Here is a 14557-nt window from a genome sequence, read left to right as displayed (position 1 = left end):
TTTATGAAATTACTGTTTGAGCGTAGCGAGTTTAATTTCAGAAATGCTATTAGCGGCGCTGGAGTAGCTCTGAAGACATAGATGTAGTTTTTCTTTTTGGTAGCTTTCTCTTTTGTCTAACAAAAGAAAAAGTACTTCTTAAAGGGAATGTTCTTTTTCTGCTTGATCAGAAAAAGATACCAAAAAGAATCAAGGCTTAAATTCTTCGGCTACTGCGGTATTGAATTCAGCTAAAACGCAATAACTCGCTTCGCTCAAACAGTTGCGTTTCTTAACGCCGAACACAACACCTCCGCTTAACGCCTACGAAATTAGGCCGTCTGTAAGACCAACCGCGGAGCAAAAAAAGCGAAGCAAGCACCAACAGCTGAGGGCAAAGCCCAATAGCTATGACACTACAAATCCATCATATGTCGAAAGAGCGTAGCGGAAGTGCTGATAAAAGCGTTTATGAAATTACTGTTTGAGCGTAGCGAGTTTAATTTCAGAAATGCTATTAGCAGTGCTGGAGTAGCTCCGAAGACATAGATGTAGTTTTTCTTTTTGGTAGCTTTCTCTTTTGTCTAACAAAAGAAAAAGTACTTCTTAAGACAAAAGCAAATTTCAAAAAGAAAGGGAAAGCCTTAATTAAAAGACTTTCCCTCCCACTATCATAACATAAAATAAAAATTATTCCTCTTCCGAATCATTATGAGATAAAGTACTGTAAACAGCTTGAACATCTTCATCATCTTCAAGACGCTCAATCATCTTCTCAACATCCTCACGATCCTTACCCTCAAGATCTTTCTCATCCATAGGGATACGTGTGAATTCAGAACTCTTAATCTCATAGCCGTTCTCTTCGAGATAAGTTTGTACAGCATTGAATGCTTGGAATTCAGCATAGATAGTAATCTCTTCACCATCCTCATCATACTCCTCTTCAACACCTAGGTCGATAAGCTCAAGAATCAAATCGTCAACTGATTCTCCCTCTTTCTTACCTACGATAAATACAGAGTTGTGCTTAAACATAAAGTCAACACTACCTGACGTACCCAAACTACCACCAAATTTATTAAAAATAGAACGCACATTCGCTACCGTACGAGTAGTATTGTCAGTTGCTGTTTCAACAAAAACCGCAATACCGTGGGGCGCATACCCTTCGTAATTCATCATCTTATAATCCTTTTGGTCTTTACCAAGAGCATTTTTTATAGCACGGTCAACATTGTCTTTCGGCATATTTTCGCGCTTAGCCGTTTGGACAATAGCTCTTAAGCGTGGATTATTTTCCGGGTCAGGGCCACCTTCCTTCACTGCAATAGATATTTCTTTACCAATACGTGTGAAAGTTCGAGCCATATTGCCCCATCTCTTCATTTTTCTCGCTTTTCTATATTCAAATGCTCTTCCCATAATAGGATTATATAAAATTTATAATTAAAAGTTTATCTAAGTTTCGCACCCAATTCTGATTCTAGGTTTGAAATCAGTTTAGACATAACTTTATCAATTGTTTTATCATTCAGTGTTTTGGTTTCATCTTGTAGAATGAAACATACCGCATACGACTTTTTACCAGCCTCTAGCTTATCGCCTTCGTAAACATCGAACAGACTTACCGATTTAAGAAGTTTGCGTTCGCTCTTATTGGCAATCTCTTCAATAGCCGAAAATGGAACCGATGCATCAAGCAATAAGGCCAAATCTCTACGTACTTCAGGATACTTAGGAAGTTCCTTAAAGCTAATCACGTTTTTGCGAGTCGCTCTAATGAGTTCATCCCAATTTAGCTCAGCATAATACACCTCGTGGTCGATATCGAAAGCCTTGGTTATTTTATTGGATACTACCCCAATAACAGCCAATTCTTTGCCACCGTGCGATCTATAAGAAAGACCAGAAGCCATAATTTCGTCGTTGAAAGTCTCTTCTACCCTTGCTTTTGGAGAAATCCCCATGCGAGTAAAGATATTTTCAACATAGGCTTTAAGCTCAAAAACAGAGCTTTTCTCATCTGGATGTGCCCAAGAGCTCGAAACTCGTTTACCCGTTACCCATACACCTAAGCGGTAGCCTTCACTATATGGAGCCAATTCATTTTGCTCACCCTTACGACTGGCATCAAAGAAGTAGCAGTTACCAAACTCAAAGAATTTTAAATCAGCATTCTTACGGTTAGCATTTCTTGCTATACTTGTTAAGCCACCAAATAAGAGTGTCTGACGCATTGCATTCAGGTCAGAACTCAACGGGTTCAACAACATCACCAATTTATCGGCTGCAAATTTATTTAAATTCTCGTATAATGCAGATTTTGTAAGTGAATTATTTAATATTTCATTAAATCCACAACCTACTAACTGCTCAGAGATTAAGTTTTGAAGTTTATTTGAGCGATCGGCCTCACCCTTAGGGCTTAGCGACAACTTTAAGCTATCGCTTACTTCGATATTATTGTAACCATAGATACGCATAATATCTTCGATCACATCAACATCACGACGCACATCGACACGATAAGCAGGCACAGAAAGTGTTAACTTATCAGCAGATTGCTCCAAAACTTTCATTTCAAGACTACTAATAATACTCAACACCATATCGGCAGGGATTTCCTTACCAATTAGGCGATTCATTTTATCAATATCAAGTTCGATTACCTGATCCTTAATAGGTTCAGGATATATATCTTTAATAGAAGATGAGATTTCACCCCCAGCTAAATCTTTAATCATCAAGGCAGCAAGCTGCAAGCAATAGATTACGGCATTCGGATCAACACCACGCTCAAAGCGGAACGAAGCATCTGTATTCAGGCCATGTCGGCGAGCAGTCTTACGCACCCATGTTGGATGGAAATAGGCACTCTCAATAAAAATATTGGTAGTTTCGTGCGTTGCACCCGATTTTATACCACCAAATACACCAGCAATACACATAGGTTCATCGCCGTTACAAATCATAAGGTCATTTTCAGACAGCTTACGCTCTTGTTCGTCTAGGGTAACAAAAGGGGTACCCTCAGGAAGTGTCTTAACACATACTTTATTAGAACTTATCGCATCAGCATCAAAACAATGCAATGGCTGACCAAAAGCAAAAAGTATGTAGTTGGTCACATCGACCACATTATTAATGGGACGAACACCGATTACATTAAGCTTGTCTTTCAACCAATCAGGACTATCTTTGACCGTTACACCAGTCATGCTAAGACCCGCGTAACGAACACAAGCCTTAGTGTTATCAACTTCAACCTCGATGTCTAGTTTGCTATTATCAACCTCAAAGGCTGCTACAGAAGGCTTACGCAAAGAAGCTGCAACACCATTACGCTTTAGATAAGCATACACATCACGGGCTACGCCATAGTGCGAACATCCATCTGCACGGTTTGGAGTAATATCAACCTCTAATAGATAGTCACTTTTAATATTATAATACTCTTTGGCAAGTGTACCAGGTTTAACCTCTTCCGAAAGTTCGATTATACCCTCGGTTGCAGTTCCAACTCCGATTTCAACTTCGGAGCAAATCATACCCAATGACTCTTCGCCACGAACTTTTGATTTTTTAATTTTAAAGCTCGAATCTCCGTCATACAGTTCTGTGCCTACAGTAGCCACAACAACAGTCTGACCCGCTGCAACATTGGGAGCACCACAAACAATCTGTACAGGCTCATCTAAACCTAAATCAACAGTTGTTATGTGTAGGTGATCAGAGTTAGGATGTTCTACGCAAGTTAAAACCTTACCTATTACCAAACCTTCTAATCCTCCTTTTATGGTTTCAACCTCTTCTACTTCGCCTATTTCGAGACCAGTAGAGGTTAAAGCAGCGGCTAATTCATCGGGAGTTAAGTCAAAGTCGACATACTCTTTCAGCCAATTATAAGAGATATTCATATTTTAAAGTTTTTATATTTTCCTTTGACTCGCAAAGTTAATAGATTTTTTTGAGTGTGAGGAACAATCTTAACACAAAATTCCCGGCTAAAATTAATATTACTCCCCCTTTGTACGAGCAATAGAAACCAATAATTAAAATAGCCTAGTGGTTTGAGGCAAATGACTTACTCGCACCACCCCTACGACTTACTCATCGATAATTTGCCAAACACTCATTTTTGAAGCATAAATAGTCTTTGATCCAATTTGGGCCGTAATATTTACTTACAAATAGTCATTTTCCTCACGCAAAGTGTTAAATGTTTGAATTTAAAAAAATAGTTTACCAAGAATAAAAACGAATAAATCAACTATTTAACAAGAACTTAAAAAGCCTATAAACCCCATGAATATGTTTCTACGAGTGTTTTGCAAACTCAAAGTACTCATCACACAACACCCTAGCTACCAGATTGTTAAAAACTATATCCGAAAACATTTTTAGGTTATAATATGTTATATCTAATAGAGAACCTACTAATACAAACCTTAATTAAATCAATGCAACCATGTTAACTTTTAATCAATTTGAGGTTGGAGATATTGTAAAAATTAAACGTACTCCTTCACAGTCCAACCCATTTAAATCTGAAGGAAGAGAGCTTTATAAGATTGCAGACATTTGTGGCAATGAAATCAAGCTTGATTGGGAATTAGAAGCTTATTCGATAAAAGAGATTAGTCCTATTATTATCGATCGAAAAGAAGACTCAATCATCCATTTAAATCACAAAAAATCTGCACATTCTTTTATTTTAGCAGGAATGCAAGAGCCTAGAGAGTCGAATCTAAGAGAGTATTATTTGGATACTGCACACAAACTTGGATGGGTCAAACTTTTGGAATTAATCCGCGCAAAGGATATACTCTATGTTAATCAAGTACAGCGTTATTTGCAGAACTATTTCAACGGTTACACCTTGGAGTTTGATGCTTAAGAAATTCTTTGATGAAAACTACTAAACGAAATTACTAAAGCCTGTAGAGTTTACATTCACGTAAACATCTACAGGCTTTATTTTAGTTTAATGACGAGAGGTAGAAAAGAGCAGTATCTGCCATCACCCCTTGGGGATATTTTTCATAATACTCCATAACCTTGCCTTTTTTAAAGCAACTCTTCCAAAAAAGTACATCATCTATTTTATGTAGAAAATAAGATTCCGAAAAAGCAAGTATATAAAAATAACCTGTAGGATAGAGTTCAAAGTAAGAACTGAAGTCTTTTAGGGCTTTACACTCTAAAAACAATTCTTGCTCCTTAAACCAATCGAGTGAAAGATCATTAGGGATCAAGGAAGCAGGCAGTTTATAACCTAGCTCATTTTCAAGAAACTCCTGTATTGAAACAATAAACTCTTGTAGCGTATTATAAACCTCTTCTGAAGGCATTAACCGATTGAGATAAATGCTTAATCGTACGACGTTCTGATAACGAGTGGTTAATTCTTCTTTTTGTCCTGAATCGGCAAGAAGCAGCTTATCAACTTCTGGGTTGATATACTCCATAAAGACAGCTAGTGATTTCTTACAAATATCATCACAAAGCTGTTGATAGTCGTAATATACGCCAGGCGCATAATCGTCATAATAGGCAAAGGTCAAGATTGTAACCTCCGTCATATCGAAGAACCGATATAAATCGTCTATATCTAAATCGGACTTACTATTAATATCGTGATCAAAAATGGCATACAAACCTGTAAGCGAACGTGAGATGGATCTATTACGAACAGCTTCGGCAAGAAGCAAGACTCGTGTCAGTTCTTTTTGGATGCGACGGGCATCGTGCGTAGTATAACCGTGCATAAGCTCAAACAATACACTAGCATGGTATAGAGCCATCAAATCATCATTAGCCTTGGCTAAAAGTTGATTTGCACAAGACTCCACTTGGGCAAGCTTACTACTCAACATCGGGGATAATGGAGTTCCATAAGGTACCCTCAAGATTAACTCCTGATAATTATGTAAACCTTTATTATATAACTCTGTAGTGCTGCTTACCATAATGCTTGACATATCATTGGTTTGATAAGAACAAAGATAAACTATTATTTTCGAACCCCGTAGAGAGTTGATTTGTTTTTAAGCAACTACAACAAACAAAAAACCTGCCATGTAATCACTACACAACAGGCTTTTAAGTTTGACTTAGACCATCAAATCAAATAACTCATATGAAAAAGGTAAAGTCGAAGTCACTTACTAAACTATCAAAAAACGTATCACTAGTAACTTATATTATTAATATAGAAAGAGACACTACGCATATTCTTTTCTTAGGATAAAACAACAGTGAAGAACGTTATCCAAATTGCTTGTAACCAAATCGTGAAACTTACAACACGACCTTAACTTAATATAAAATATCTTTTCGCTTAAATACATTTTACAACATATATCACAAACACGTTCAACACTAAGTCTGTAAAACCTTAATCATCAAAATAAGCCAGTGCCTCTTTTTAATACATTAAAACTTAACTTCACCTAGTAAACGACACACATAGAATAATACTGCATGAAGGTTTGTAAAAAAACTATTTTTATCAAAATAAGTGAGCTAAGTACTGATTTGCATCAGCCTTGTAAGTAAACTAACGTGTACAATATAATAAGGTCAGATAATTTGTTATTAAGGACAACAATTATTCAATGTAGATTAAAAGAGGGCTGTACAAGAGCTAAAAACCGACTCAATTAACTATATTATATGAAAAAGACTATTAATAACTGATTATTAGAAGATATAACTTGTGAATCTCTTTTTTTTGAGTTTATCTTTAATATCTAATAAGCAACTGTAAATATTATAACTATAAGTTTACCTTGTTTCTAATTAACGCCAATAAACTTGATAAAAACAACACTCGGTATCTTTTGTATTCTTTTCTTTTTTTCGTGCAAACAAAAGCAAAGTTTTCTTTTAAACCACCTAAACAATACCTACCCAGGATATAAAGTTAGTCTAATAAGCACACATGAACTCGACAGTGGCTATACAAGATTCGATAAACTAACTCAAATTGCTTTTGACCTCAAAGCTGCCTCTGAAGATTTTAAGAGAGACGCCAACCACATTCTCACAGATGATACAGCAATGCTAAATTGGAGCACCAACCTGGGATACGACCTACAAAAGAATGATTCTTTAATGCAACGCTTGATAAACGAAGCTAATGCGGAAATTCGCAATTTCAAAAAAGTCAAGCTAGATAAATCAGATCCCTCCAAGAAAGCCGTAGAAGTTATTTTTACCATAAACAACGATACAATTCGCGACACATATTATATCAATACGGCCCAAGATAAAGTTTGTTACAGCATGAGTGATATAAATGCATGCATACGTCAGATTGATTCATTGGCTATCCAATGGAGCGACATTTACAACTCAACCAACGACGATTTCTTGATATTTTTGGTCGATTAAGACTTTGGTTTAATCAAGATTCAAGTGATTCCACTTGTACTCTTCGAAAGCCATTTTACCTTCACCACATTTAGGGCAAACCCAATCATCAGGAAGCTCTTCAAAACTTGTGCCTGGTGCTATATCCCCATCAGCATCTCCACGACGTGGGTTATAAACGTACTCACACACAATACACACATATTTTATATTATCCATTCTTTCTTAAATTTAATTTATAACTACAGCTTGGTATAGCCTGGTTAAAAGAAATACTATTCTAAACTAATCGAAAAGTGTTGTCTTCTCTACAAAAAGTCGGAAGTAAATCATACTAAACACCAGTATACTAATAAGTGCTATCACCAGTAGCATCAAAAGCTCAGAGTAGAACAACCTTTCCCAGTTCCTATGCAATTCAATATTATTTGAAGTATTGGGTTCGTACTGATTAACAGAAGGGCTCATATTTACAATCTGATGACAACGTATAAATAAGCTCAACCCAATTAAAAGGAATAAACCTCCAATCAAGCAATGAGCAAAAACAGCCTTACCCATAGCCAAGCTATAAGCAGTAAGCAAGGATGAAGCCAGAAACAGTAAAACACTAATGAGGTATAATCCGTAAAAAAACAGCTTTTTCATGCTTTAAAATTAGCTCTTTTGGGATAATCCAGGCTTCCAAAATGAATAAAAAGGTTATCAAAATGAATAATTTAAACATAAGACAGTTTATTTAGTAATTATTTGATGGCATTTGGCAACTTTTGCAGATAAAACAACATAATATAATACAAGTCAGCTTGCGTATTATTATTATAAATAGCTATAAATAATGAATAATAGACAGCAGAACAATAAACATAAACACCAACTAGTACGTTATTATAGAAGTAAAACAGCTATCATATTTATTTCATTAACTCAAGAAACAAACTAAAATAAGTCGGGATTAACTAACATACTTTGCTCTGATAAACTCTGTTTGTAATCCACTTCATCTAGTTAATTTTGACTTACTTTAGCTGAGTATTAATTAATGTTTTTCACTGTTTTAATTACAAATTCAAATAAAGCGTGCTCCAGTGGGGCGCGCTTTTCTGTAAATCCACTCCAAAAGCTTGTCTTTTCACAAAAATATTCATTTCCTTTGCACCGCTATATTTATACAATAAAAATACCAATAGGTTGTATATTAAGCAGTAATCCTAATTAAATCATTTTATTATATCTAAATGATAGTATTTTAAGTCGTTTGATTTCAAAAGCTCATTAGAATTACTTATTTTTGCATAGAATTGATACTAACATAAATAAGTAAGTGTATGAAGCACTTAAACCTAAAATATCCCATAATACAAGGCCCAATAATGGGCGGCATAACCACTCCTCAGCTCGTGAGCCAAGTCAGCAACTCTGGAGCATTGGGCACTTATGCGGGTGGCTATACTAAACCTGTAGACTTTGAAGAAGATATAAAAGAAATACTAGCATTAACGGATCACCCCTTTAATGTAAACCTTTTCGTTCCTAATCATTATTCCGAAACTCCTGATGCTATTCAAGAAGCAATACGAGCTTTAACTCCCGTATATAACCATTTCGAGCTAACCCCTCGACTTCCATCAGGAACTCCTCAGCGAGACGAACGGCGTTTCAATCAACAAGTTGATATTATTATTAAATACCAACTACCTATTTGCTCATTCTCTTTCGGAATCCCAAATCCTACGATCATAAAGAAATTAAAAGATGCGGAGGTTTATTTAATTGGCACAGCCACTACAATGAATGAGGCACTAGCTTTTCAGGAAGCTGGTGTTGATGCTATTATATTGCAAGGAAGCGAATCAGGGGGGCCATTATGTAGTTTCAACCAACCACCTGTAGGTACTGAGTTAAAAGCCTTATTATTGCAGGCCAATCAAACACTGACTATTCCTATAATCGCCTCAGGCGGTATAATGGACAAAGAACAAGTTAATGCTGCTCTTGAGCTTGGAGTAGTTGCTGTACAAATGGGTACGGCTTTTCTGTTGACCGATGAGAGTGGTGCTTGTGATGCACACAAAGATGCCATTACCAATCAAGAGAAAGATAATACAACGCTCACACCAATATTTACAGGTAGATTTATTCGTGTAGTACGCAATAAATTTATCGATTTCATGGAGTCTCAGCCACCACGAGCAGTAATAACTTATCCACTTCAAGATAGCTTGACAAAATCAATCCGTAAATATGCAAATCAGCTCAATGAAGCCGACTACATTGCACTTTGGTGCAATACAAATGGTTTCAAGGGGAAAAAGCAGTCGGTAGAAAGTCTGCTAAAGTCGTTGGTTTAAAACAAATAAACAAACTAGAGAGGTCTTCAGTTTGTGAAACCTCCGACTCATTATGATATTCTGTTAAAAAGCCTAGTTGATCTACTGAAGATAACTAGGCTTTTTATTATCTTTAAAATCCAAAACACCATCAATAATGGCTGACTACAGAATAGAAAACCATATTGCCGAGCTATCGACAAAGAACTATCTTAAAGAGTATAGGAATCAGCAGGAGTTTATTAAATACTGTCAAGCTTGCCCAAGCTACCAAAACTCTTGGGCCTGTCCACCCTTTGAGTACGATCCACTAAGTCGAATTCAACATTTCTCTTATACTTATATAATAGGTAGTCAAATCCATTTTGAACAAGAGTTTATTAATAAATCTATTGATCTTAATATTGAGCAAGTATCACGTCAAGTAATGAAAGAAGTTCGAGCCCTAGTCGATCCTCAACTCCTAAACGCAGAACAAGCTAAAGGAACTGCTTTAGCTTTTTTTGCAGGTAATTGTCACTATTGTCTTAATCGGGACTGCACACGGAAAGAGAATAAGCCTTGCCGATTCCCCACTCGAATCCGTCCCTCTCTTGAAGCTTATGGTTTTGACATCGCTAAAACAACTGCGAAGGTGCTTGGATTAGAACTTAAATGGGGCAAAAATGGCTGCCTTCCTCCTTATTTTATATTGGTCAGTGGCTTAATGAGTCAGCAAAGAATCCCCAACTGTAACAGTTATTTTAGATGATTAATTATATCAAAAAAGGTAGCACGAGAATTCACATGCTACCTTTTTTAATAATTACTACCCTAAGGATAGGTATATTATTTAAAGTGATATAAGAATGTAATGGTACCCACGTAAGCAGGTTTCTTCTTATCTTTAATTTCTAATTTAATATCCATCTCTGTTTTGATTACTCCTCGTAGGTTACGAACAGATTTAAGATTAACACATAATCTCACTTCATCATCAACCAAAACTGCTTCTTGGAAACGTAGATTTTCGATTCCGTAATTAATCATCGACTGTACATTATTAACCTCGATAATATCATCCCAAAGATGAGGAAGGATAGATAAGGTTAGGTAACCATGTGCAATAGTGCTCTTGAAAGGACTTTCAACCTTTGCGCGCTCGGGATCGGTATGTATCCACTGATGGTCAAGTGTAGCATCTGCGAACAGATTAATTCTTTCTTGTGTGATTTTGAGGTAGTTAGAAACTCCTAATTCTTGTCCAACATACTTTTCAAACTCTTCAAAACTGCCAACTTTAATCATAGTTCTATTCTTTTAATCATTTTAGTGTATAAATAATCTAAACTGTTAATAGTGGGGTAACACTAGTTTATACTATCAACCAATACATTGTAAAGATTATTTAAGTTCTTGAATTTTAACAATTATAATTTATAAAGATAATTAATATCTTTGTGAGAATACATAATTAGAACTCTAAAAACAAGTATCAAACTTAATATGTTTAATTTTACGTGAAAAGATTAATGCATTCTAGCCCCAAATTATATCCTCGTTACTATTAATTTCAATACAACTATGGGCAGAAAAGATATTTACACTTTGGCTTCTAATAACCTTATTTGCTGATTAGTAAAGAGCTGAGCCTCCTGAATTTCATCGAGTGATGGTCGTACCCCCGTATAAAGTACAAATTGTTCTAAGCTCTGAATAACAGCAACATCTGTTCCTGAAATTACAGCTTTACCCAACTCCATAGCTTTTTTAATCAATGGGGTCTCGCGAGGGATAGCAACAACGTCAAATACAATTTTAGCTTGCTCAATCTCGTTAAATCTGAATGAGAGTTCGTCGGCACCCTCCCCACCCTGCATACCAACAGATGTTGCATTGATTAAAACATCTGCAATTACAGGCTCGCTGTCGAGTTGCGTAGTATACCCATATTCGTGGGCTAAAGCTTTTCCTTTGTCTAGACTTCGAACCACAAGCACCCCGTTGCGATAACCATTATTGGCCAATGCAGCTAGAACTGCTCGCGCCATACCACCGTTACCACGCAAGGCAAATCGCAATGAGGGATCAACTCCGTGCTTCCCAAGAAGTTGCTCAATAGCTATATAATCGGTATTATAACCCTTCAAGAAACCTGAAGTATTGACTATCGTATTGACAGATCCAATAGTTTGAGCCGAACGATCGAGCTCGTTGAGGTGTGGAATACAAACCTCTTTAAAAGGCATAGAGATAGCAGCTCCACGGATACCTAATGCTCGGATACCCGCCACAGCATCTCCAATATTCTGAGTAGTGAAAGACTTGTAGATAAAGTTTAGTCCGAGCTTTTGATAGAGGTAATTATGAAAGAATGTTCCGAAATTACCAGGACGTGCTGCCAATGACATGCACAGTGTAGTATCTTTATTTATTAACATAAGAGTATTATTTAATATTTAGTGGAATTAGAGCTTTACATTAAACTTATTTAGGCGATTGTCGACCATACTTGCTGGAATAATTTCCTTAAACTGCTTAATCAAAATATTGACTAAGCGCTCCTTTACAAAGTCGTGACGCATCACTAGTGCAATTTCTCTAACTTGTTCAGGATAGTTTATCGGACGGACATTTCTGCGTTGACACTTCTTGAGTAACCCGATATGTAGTTCAGGAATTAGTGTATAACCTCCATTCAAGTCGACAATGCGCACCAAGGTGTCAATACTTCCTTCTTCGTAGGCTGAAAGTTGAGCAGTACTAGGTTTAAGGTTGGGCTTAGTTTGTTTTTTAAGGCAATGTCCTTGCTTTAGAAGCCACATATGTTCGGTTTTAAATTCGTCAGGCACTACAGAAGCGTGACTATAAAGTGGATGATTCGGCGATATGTAGGCATAAAAACGTTCGCTATAAAGAGGCACGTGAATAAGATCATCGGCCTGTTCGGGAACTTGCATAATGGCAAGGTCAAGCTCACCACGCTGTAACTTGTGGACTAACTGATTGGGGCGAAGCTCAGATACCTCAAGATGTACTTTGGGAGCATTTTGAGTAATCTGATCAAATAGCTTTGGCAAGATGTAGGGTGCAACCGTAGGAATAATACCTAAACGAATATCTCCCTTATCATTCTTTCGCTCCAACCGAACGATTTCTTCAAATTGCGAAGTATGATAAAGAATAACTTTGGCCTGATCTATCAGTTTCTGCCCCAAGTGCGTGGGCATAATAGGTTGAGACTTACGATCAAAAATAAGCACATCGAGTTCGACCTCTAATTTTTGAATCATAGCACTTAGAGTCGATTGCGTAATATCGCAAGCCTGAGCAGCCTGACCAAAATGGCGATATTCGTTTACTGCAATAATATAATTGAGCTGTTGTAAAGTCATACTAATCGGTTTTATCAATGTAAAGATAGAAATTATCTGTTTGATAAATACTTATATATAACTTAAGTTTGTATCAAGCAATGAAAACGATTGCTAGTAATTAGTTCACAAATCACATTTAGAATACAACAAAAAACAAATCAGTTATGATTATTGCAATTCCAACAAAAAACGGCAACGTAGACAACCACTTCGGACATTGTGCCTACTATACTTTTTATACCGTAGATGAAAATAAAAACATCGTAGATGAGAAACGATTTGAAGCTCCAAGCGGCTGTGGCTGCAAGTCGGGTGTAGCAACTACACTTAAGGAACTAGGCATTAAGTTAATGCTTGCAGGAAATATGGGAGATGGTGCACTCAATGTACTGGCCCAAAATGATATTCAAGTAATCAGAGGATGCTCGGGTGAAGTCAAAGAAGTTGCCCTAGCCTACCTTCGTGGAGAACTTGAAGACACTGGAGTTGGCTGTGCATCACATGGTAGTGACCATGTATGTTCGCACGATCATGAACATGAATAGGAGGCAACTTTAGATTTAGACTAATCTCTAAATTTCTTTTAGCTAGCGTACTCCTACTTCAAGGATACGCTAGTTTTTTTATTTCATGCGTGCATAGCTATAAAAGCTAGTTAACACCAATTCGTTGTCTTCGTTATACTGATAGCTAAGCTTTACACCAGAGGCCAGTCGCAGAGCTACAATTTTATCGAAAGTATCTTTTGAATAGAAGTTCCAATCAATACCTTCAAGGGTTAAGTAGGCTAGCATCACAGATAATGGTGTATGGTTGCTCAATGCAAAGTTGAGATTGAGACAGAATTGACTATCCACTACATCGATATTGATACCGTAGAGTTGGTAATCGATAAACATGTATTCAACACCCTGACGAAAGATCGAAAACCCTTCGGTTGAGTCGGATGGATTGAAGTACTGCTTTTCGGACTCATGAATTTCTCCCATTCTTTCAGTGAACAGCAACAGATCAGCTCCTACTCTTAGCCCATCCAATGCACCAGTTTTGAGATATTGACTGATATTTAGCATACGTGAATTATTTAACGGTGATTTGATATAAGCATCTCAACAGTTGGGATATCGGCCTCAGCCCAAGCTAGTTTTTTTAGGTCAGATGGATGTAGCCAACACAAGTCTTCATGTTCAGTGAGCCGAGGGACGTCCTTAACCAATTGACACAAGTAAGTATTAAGTATAATTGCACGAGCGGCATTGACATGCGGAGTCCGTGCAAGCTGTTTCCCAACCTCAATGGTACAACAAAGCTCCTCCTGAATTTCTCGAACTAGGGCCTCTTCAAATGATTCCCCAACTTCGACCTTACCACCAGGAAACTCCCAATAATGTGCTAATTGCATCGCCCCACCACGTTGAACACAGAGAATTTTATCGTCTTTCACAATAACAGCACCAACAACCTCTATAAACTGACTCATTATATAATTGTATTTTAAAGCGTGCAAAATAACTT

The 14557-nt window shown here is 36.9% G+C and carries 15 protein-coding genes; 5 read left to right on the top strand and 10 right to left on the bottom strand.

Annotation, left to right across the window (positions count from 1 at the left end):
• Positions 1 to 669: 669 nt before the first annotated feature.
• A complete protein-coding gene (locus tag B091_RS0100665) occupies positions 670 to 1404 on the bottom strand; it encodes a YebC/PmpR family DNA-binding transcriptional regulator (protein WP_018108073.1) in 735 nt (244 codons plus the stop codon).
• A 32-nt stretch (positions 1405 to 1436) separates the two neighbouring features.
• Positions 1437 to 3899, bottom strand: a complete 2463-nt coding sequence (pheT, locus tag B091_RS0100660) for a phenylalanine--tRNA ligase subunit beta (RefSeq protein ID WP_018108072.1) — start codon at positions 3897 to 3899, stop codon at positions 1437 to 1439.
• Between the two features lie 551 nt (positions 3900 to 4450).
• Between pheT and B091_RS0100655 the strand changes: the two genes are divergently transcribed.
• Positions 4451 to 4879, top strand: coding sequence for a hypothetical protein (locus B091_RS0100655; RefSeq protein ID WP_018108071.1), 429 nt, complete (start codon positions 4451 to 4453; stop codon positions 4877 to 4879).
• Between the two features lie 82 nt (positions 4880 to 4961).
• On the opposite strand, the gene B091_RS0100650 is transcribed toward B091_RS0100655, so the two are convergent.
• Positions 4962 to 5963 carry a hypothetical protein gene (locus tag B091_RS0100650; protein ID WP_025069321.1) on the bottom strand — a complete coding sequence of 334 codons (1002 nt, stop codon included), beginning with the start codon at positions 5961 to 5963 and terminating at the stop codon, positions 4962 to 4964.
• Positions 5964 to 6798: 835 nt separating this feature from the next.
• On the opposite strand from B091_RS0100650, the gene B091_RS0100645 reads away from it, so the two are divergent.
• Positions 6799 to 7377, top strand: a complete 579-nt coding sequence (locus B091_RS0100645; RefSeq protein WP_018108069.1) for a hypothetical protein — start codon at positions 6799 to 6801, stop codon at positions 7375 to 7377.
• Between the two features lie 9 nt (positions 7378 to 7386).
• On the opposite strand, the gene B091_RS0100640 is transcribed toward B091_RS0100645, so the two are convergent.
• Positions 7387 to 7575 carry a rubredoxin gene (locus tag B091_RS0100640; protein ID WP_018108068.1) on the bottom strand — a complete coding sequence of 63 codons (189 nt, stop codon included), beginning with the start codon at positions 7573 to 7575 and terminating at the stop codon, positions 7387 to 7389.
• Between the two features lie 66 nt (positions 7576 to 7641).
• Positions 7642 to 8004, bottom strand: coding sequence for a hypothetical protein (locus tag B091_RS0100635; protein WP_018108067.1), 363 nt, complete (start codon positions 8002 to 8004; stop codon positions 7642 to 7644).
• A gap of 680 nt (positions 8005 to 8684) precedes the next feature.
• Between B091_RS0100635 and B091_RS0100630 the strand changes: the two genes are divergently transcribed.
• Both B091_RS0100630 and B091_RS0100625 read left to right on the top strand, forming a co-directional pair.
• Complete coding sequence (locus tag B091_RS0100630; RefSeq protein ID WP_018108066.1) at positions 8685 to 9707, top strand: NAD(P)H-dependent flavin oxidoreductase; 1023 nt, start codon at positions 8685 to 8687, stop codon at positions 9705 to 9707.
• A 136-nt stretch (positions 9708 to 9843) separates the two neighbouring features.
• On the top strand, positions 9844 to 10437 hold the full coding sequence (locus tag B091_RS0100625) for a DUF2284 domain-containing protein (protein ID WP_018108065.1): 594 nt from the start codon (positions 9844 to 9846) through the stop codon (positions 10435 to 10437).
• Between the two features lie 77 nt (positions 10438 to 10514).
• On the opposite strand, the gene B091_RS0100620 is transcribed toward B091_RS0100625, so the two are convergent.
• The 3 genes from B091_RS0100620 to B091_RS0100610 all read right to left on the bottom strand — a co-directional run bounded on the left by B091_RS0100620 (position 10515) and on the right by B091_RS0100610 (position 13060).
• Positions 10515 to 10973, bottom strand: coding sequence for a MaoC family dehydratase (locus B091_RS0100620; protein WP_018108064.1), 459 nt, complete (start codon positions 10971 to 10973; stop codon positions 10515 to 10517).
• Between the two features lie 293 nt (positions 10974 to 11266).
• Positions 11267 to 12106, bottom strand: coding sequence for a shikimate 5-dehydrogenase (locus B091_RS11595; protein WP_025069320.1), 840 nt, complete (start codon positions 12104 to 12106; stop codon positions 11267 to 11269).
• Between the two features lie 27 nt (positions 12107 to 12133).
• Positions 12134 to 13060, bottom strand: a complete 927-nt coding sequence (locus B091_RS0100610; protein ID WP_018108062.1) for a hydrogen peroxide-inducible genes activator — start codon at positions 13058 to 13060, stop codon at positions 12134 to 12136.
• Between the two features lie 146 nt (positions 13061 to 13206).
• Between B091_RS0100610 and B091_RS0100605 the strand changes: the two genes are divergently transcribed.
• On the top strand, positions 13207 to 13587 hold the full coding sequence (locus B091_RS0100605) for a NifB/NifX family molybdenum-iron cluster-binding protein (RefSeq protein WP_018108061.1): 381 nt from the start codon (positions 13207 to 13209) through the stop codon (positions 13585 to 13587).
• Between the two features lie 78 nt (positions 13588 to 13665).
• On the opposite strand, the gene B091_RS0100600 is transcribed toward B091_RS0100605, so the two are convergent.
• Both B091_RS0100600 and B091_RS0100595 read right to left on the bottom strand, forming a co-directional pair.
• Positions 13666 to 14115 (bottom strand): hypothetical protein, encoded by a 450-nt coding sequence (locus B091_RS0100600; RefSeq protein WP_018108060.1) that lies wholly within the window; start codon positions 14113 to 14115, stop codon positions 13666 to 13668.
• 11 nt (positions 14116 to 14126) lie between these two features.
• Positions 14127 to 14522, bottom strand: coding sequence for a (deoxy)nucleoside triphosphate pyrophosphohydrolase (locus tag B091_RS0100595; protein ID WP_018108059.1), 396 nt, complete (start codon positions 14520 to 14522; stop codon positions 14127 to 14129).
• Between the last annotated feature and the right edge of the window lie 35 nt (positions 14523 to 14557).

The organism is Bacteroides propionicifaciens DSM 19291 = JCM 14649 (assembly GCF_000375405.1).
In the GTDB taxonomy this organism is placed as follows: Bacteria; Bacteroidota; Bacteroidia; order Bacteroidales; family Bacteroidaceae; genus Bacteroides_E; species Bacteroides_E propionicifaciens.
The sequence above is the reverse complement of the archived record's forward strand: the minus strand, read 5'-3'. Positions and strand labels throughout refer to the sequence as shown.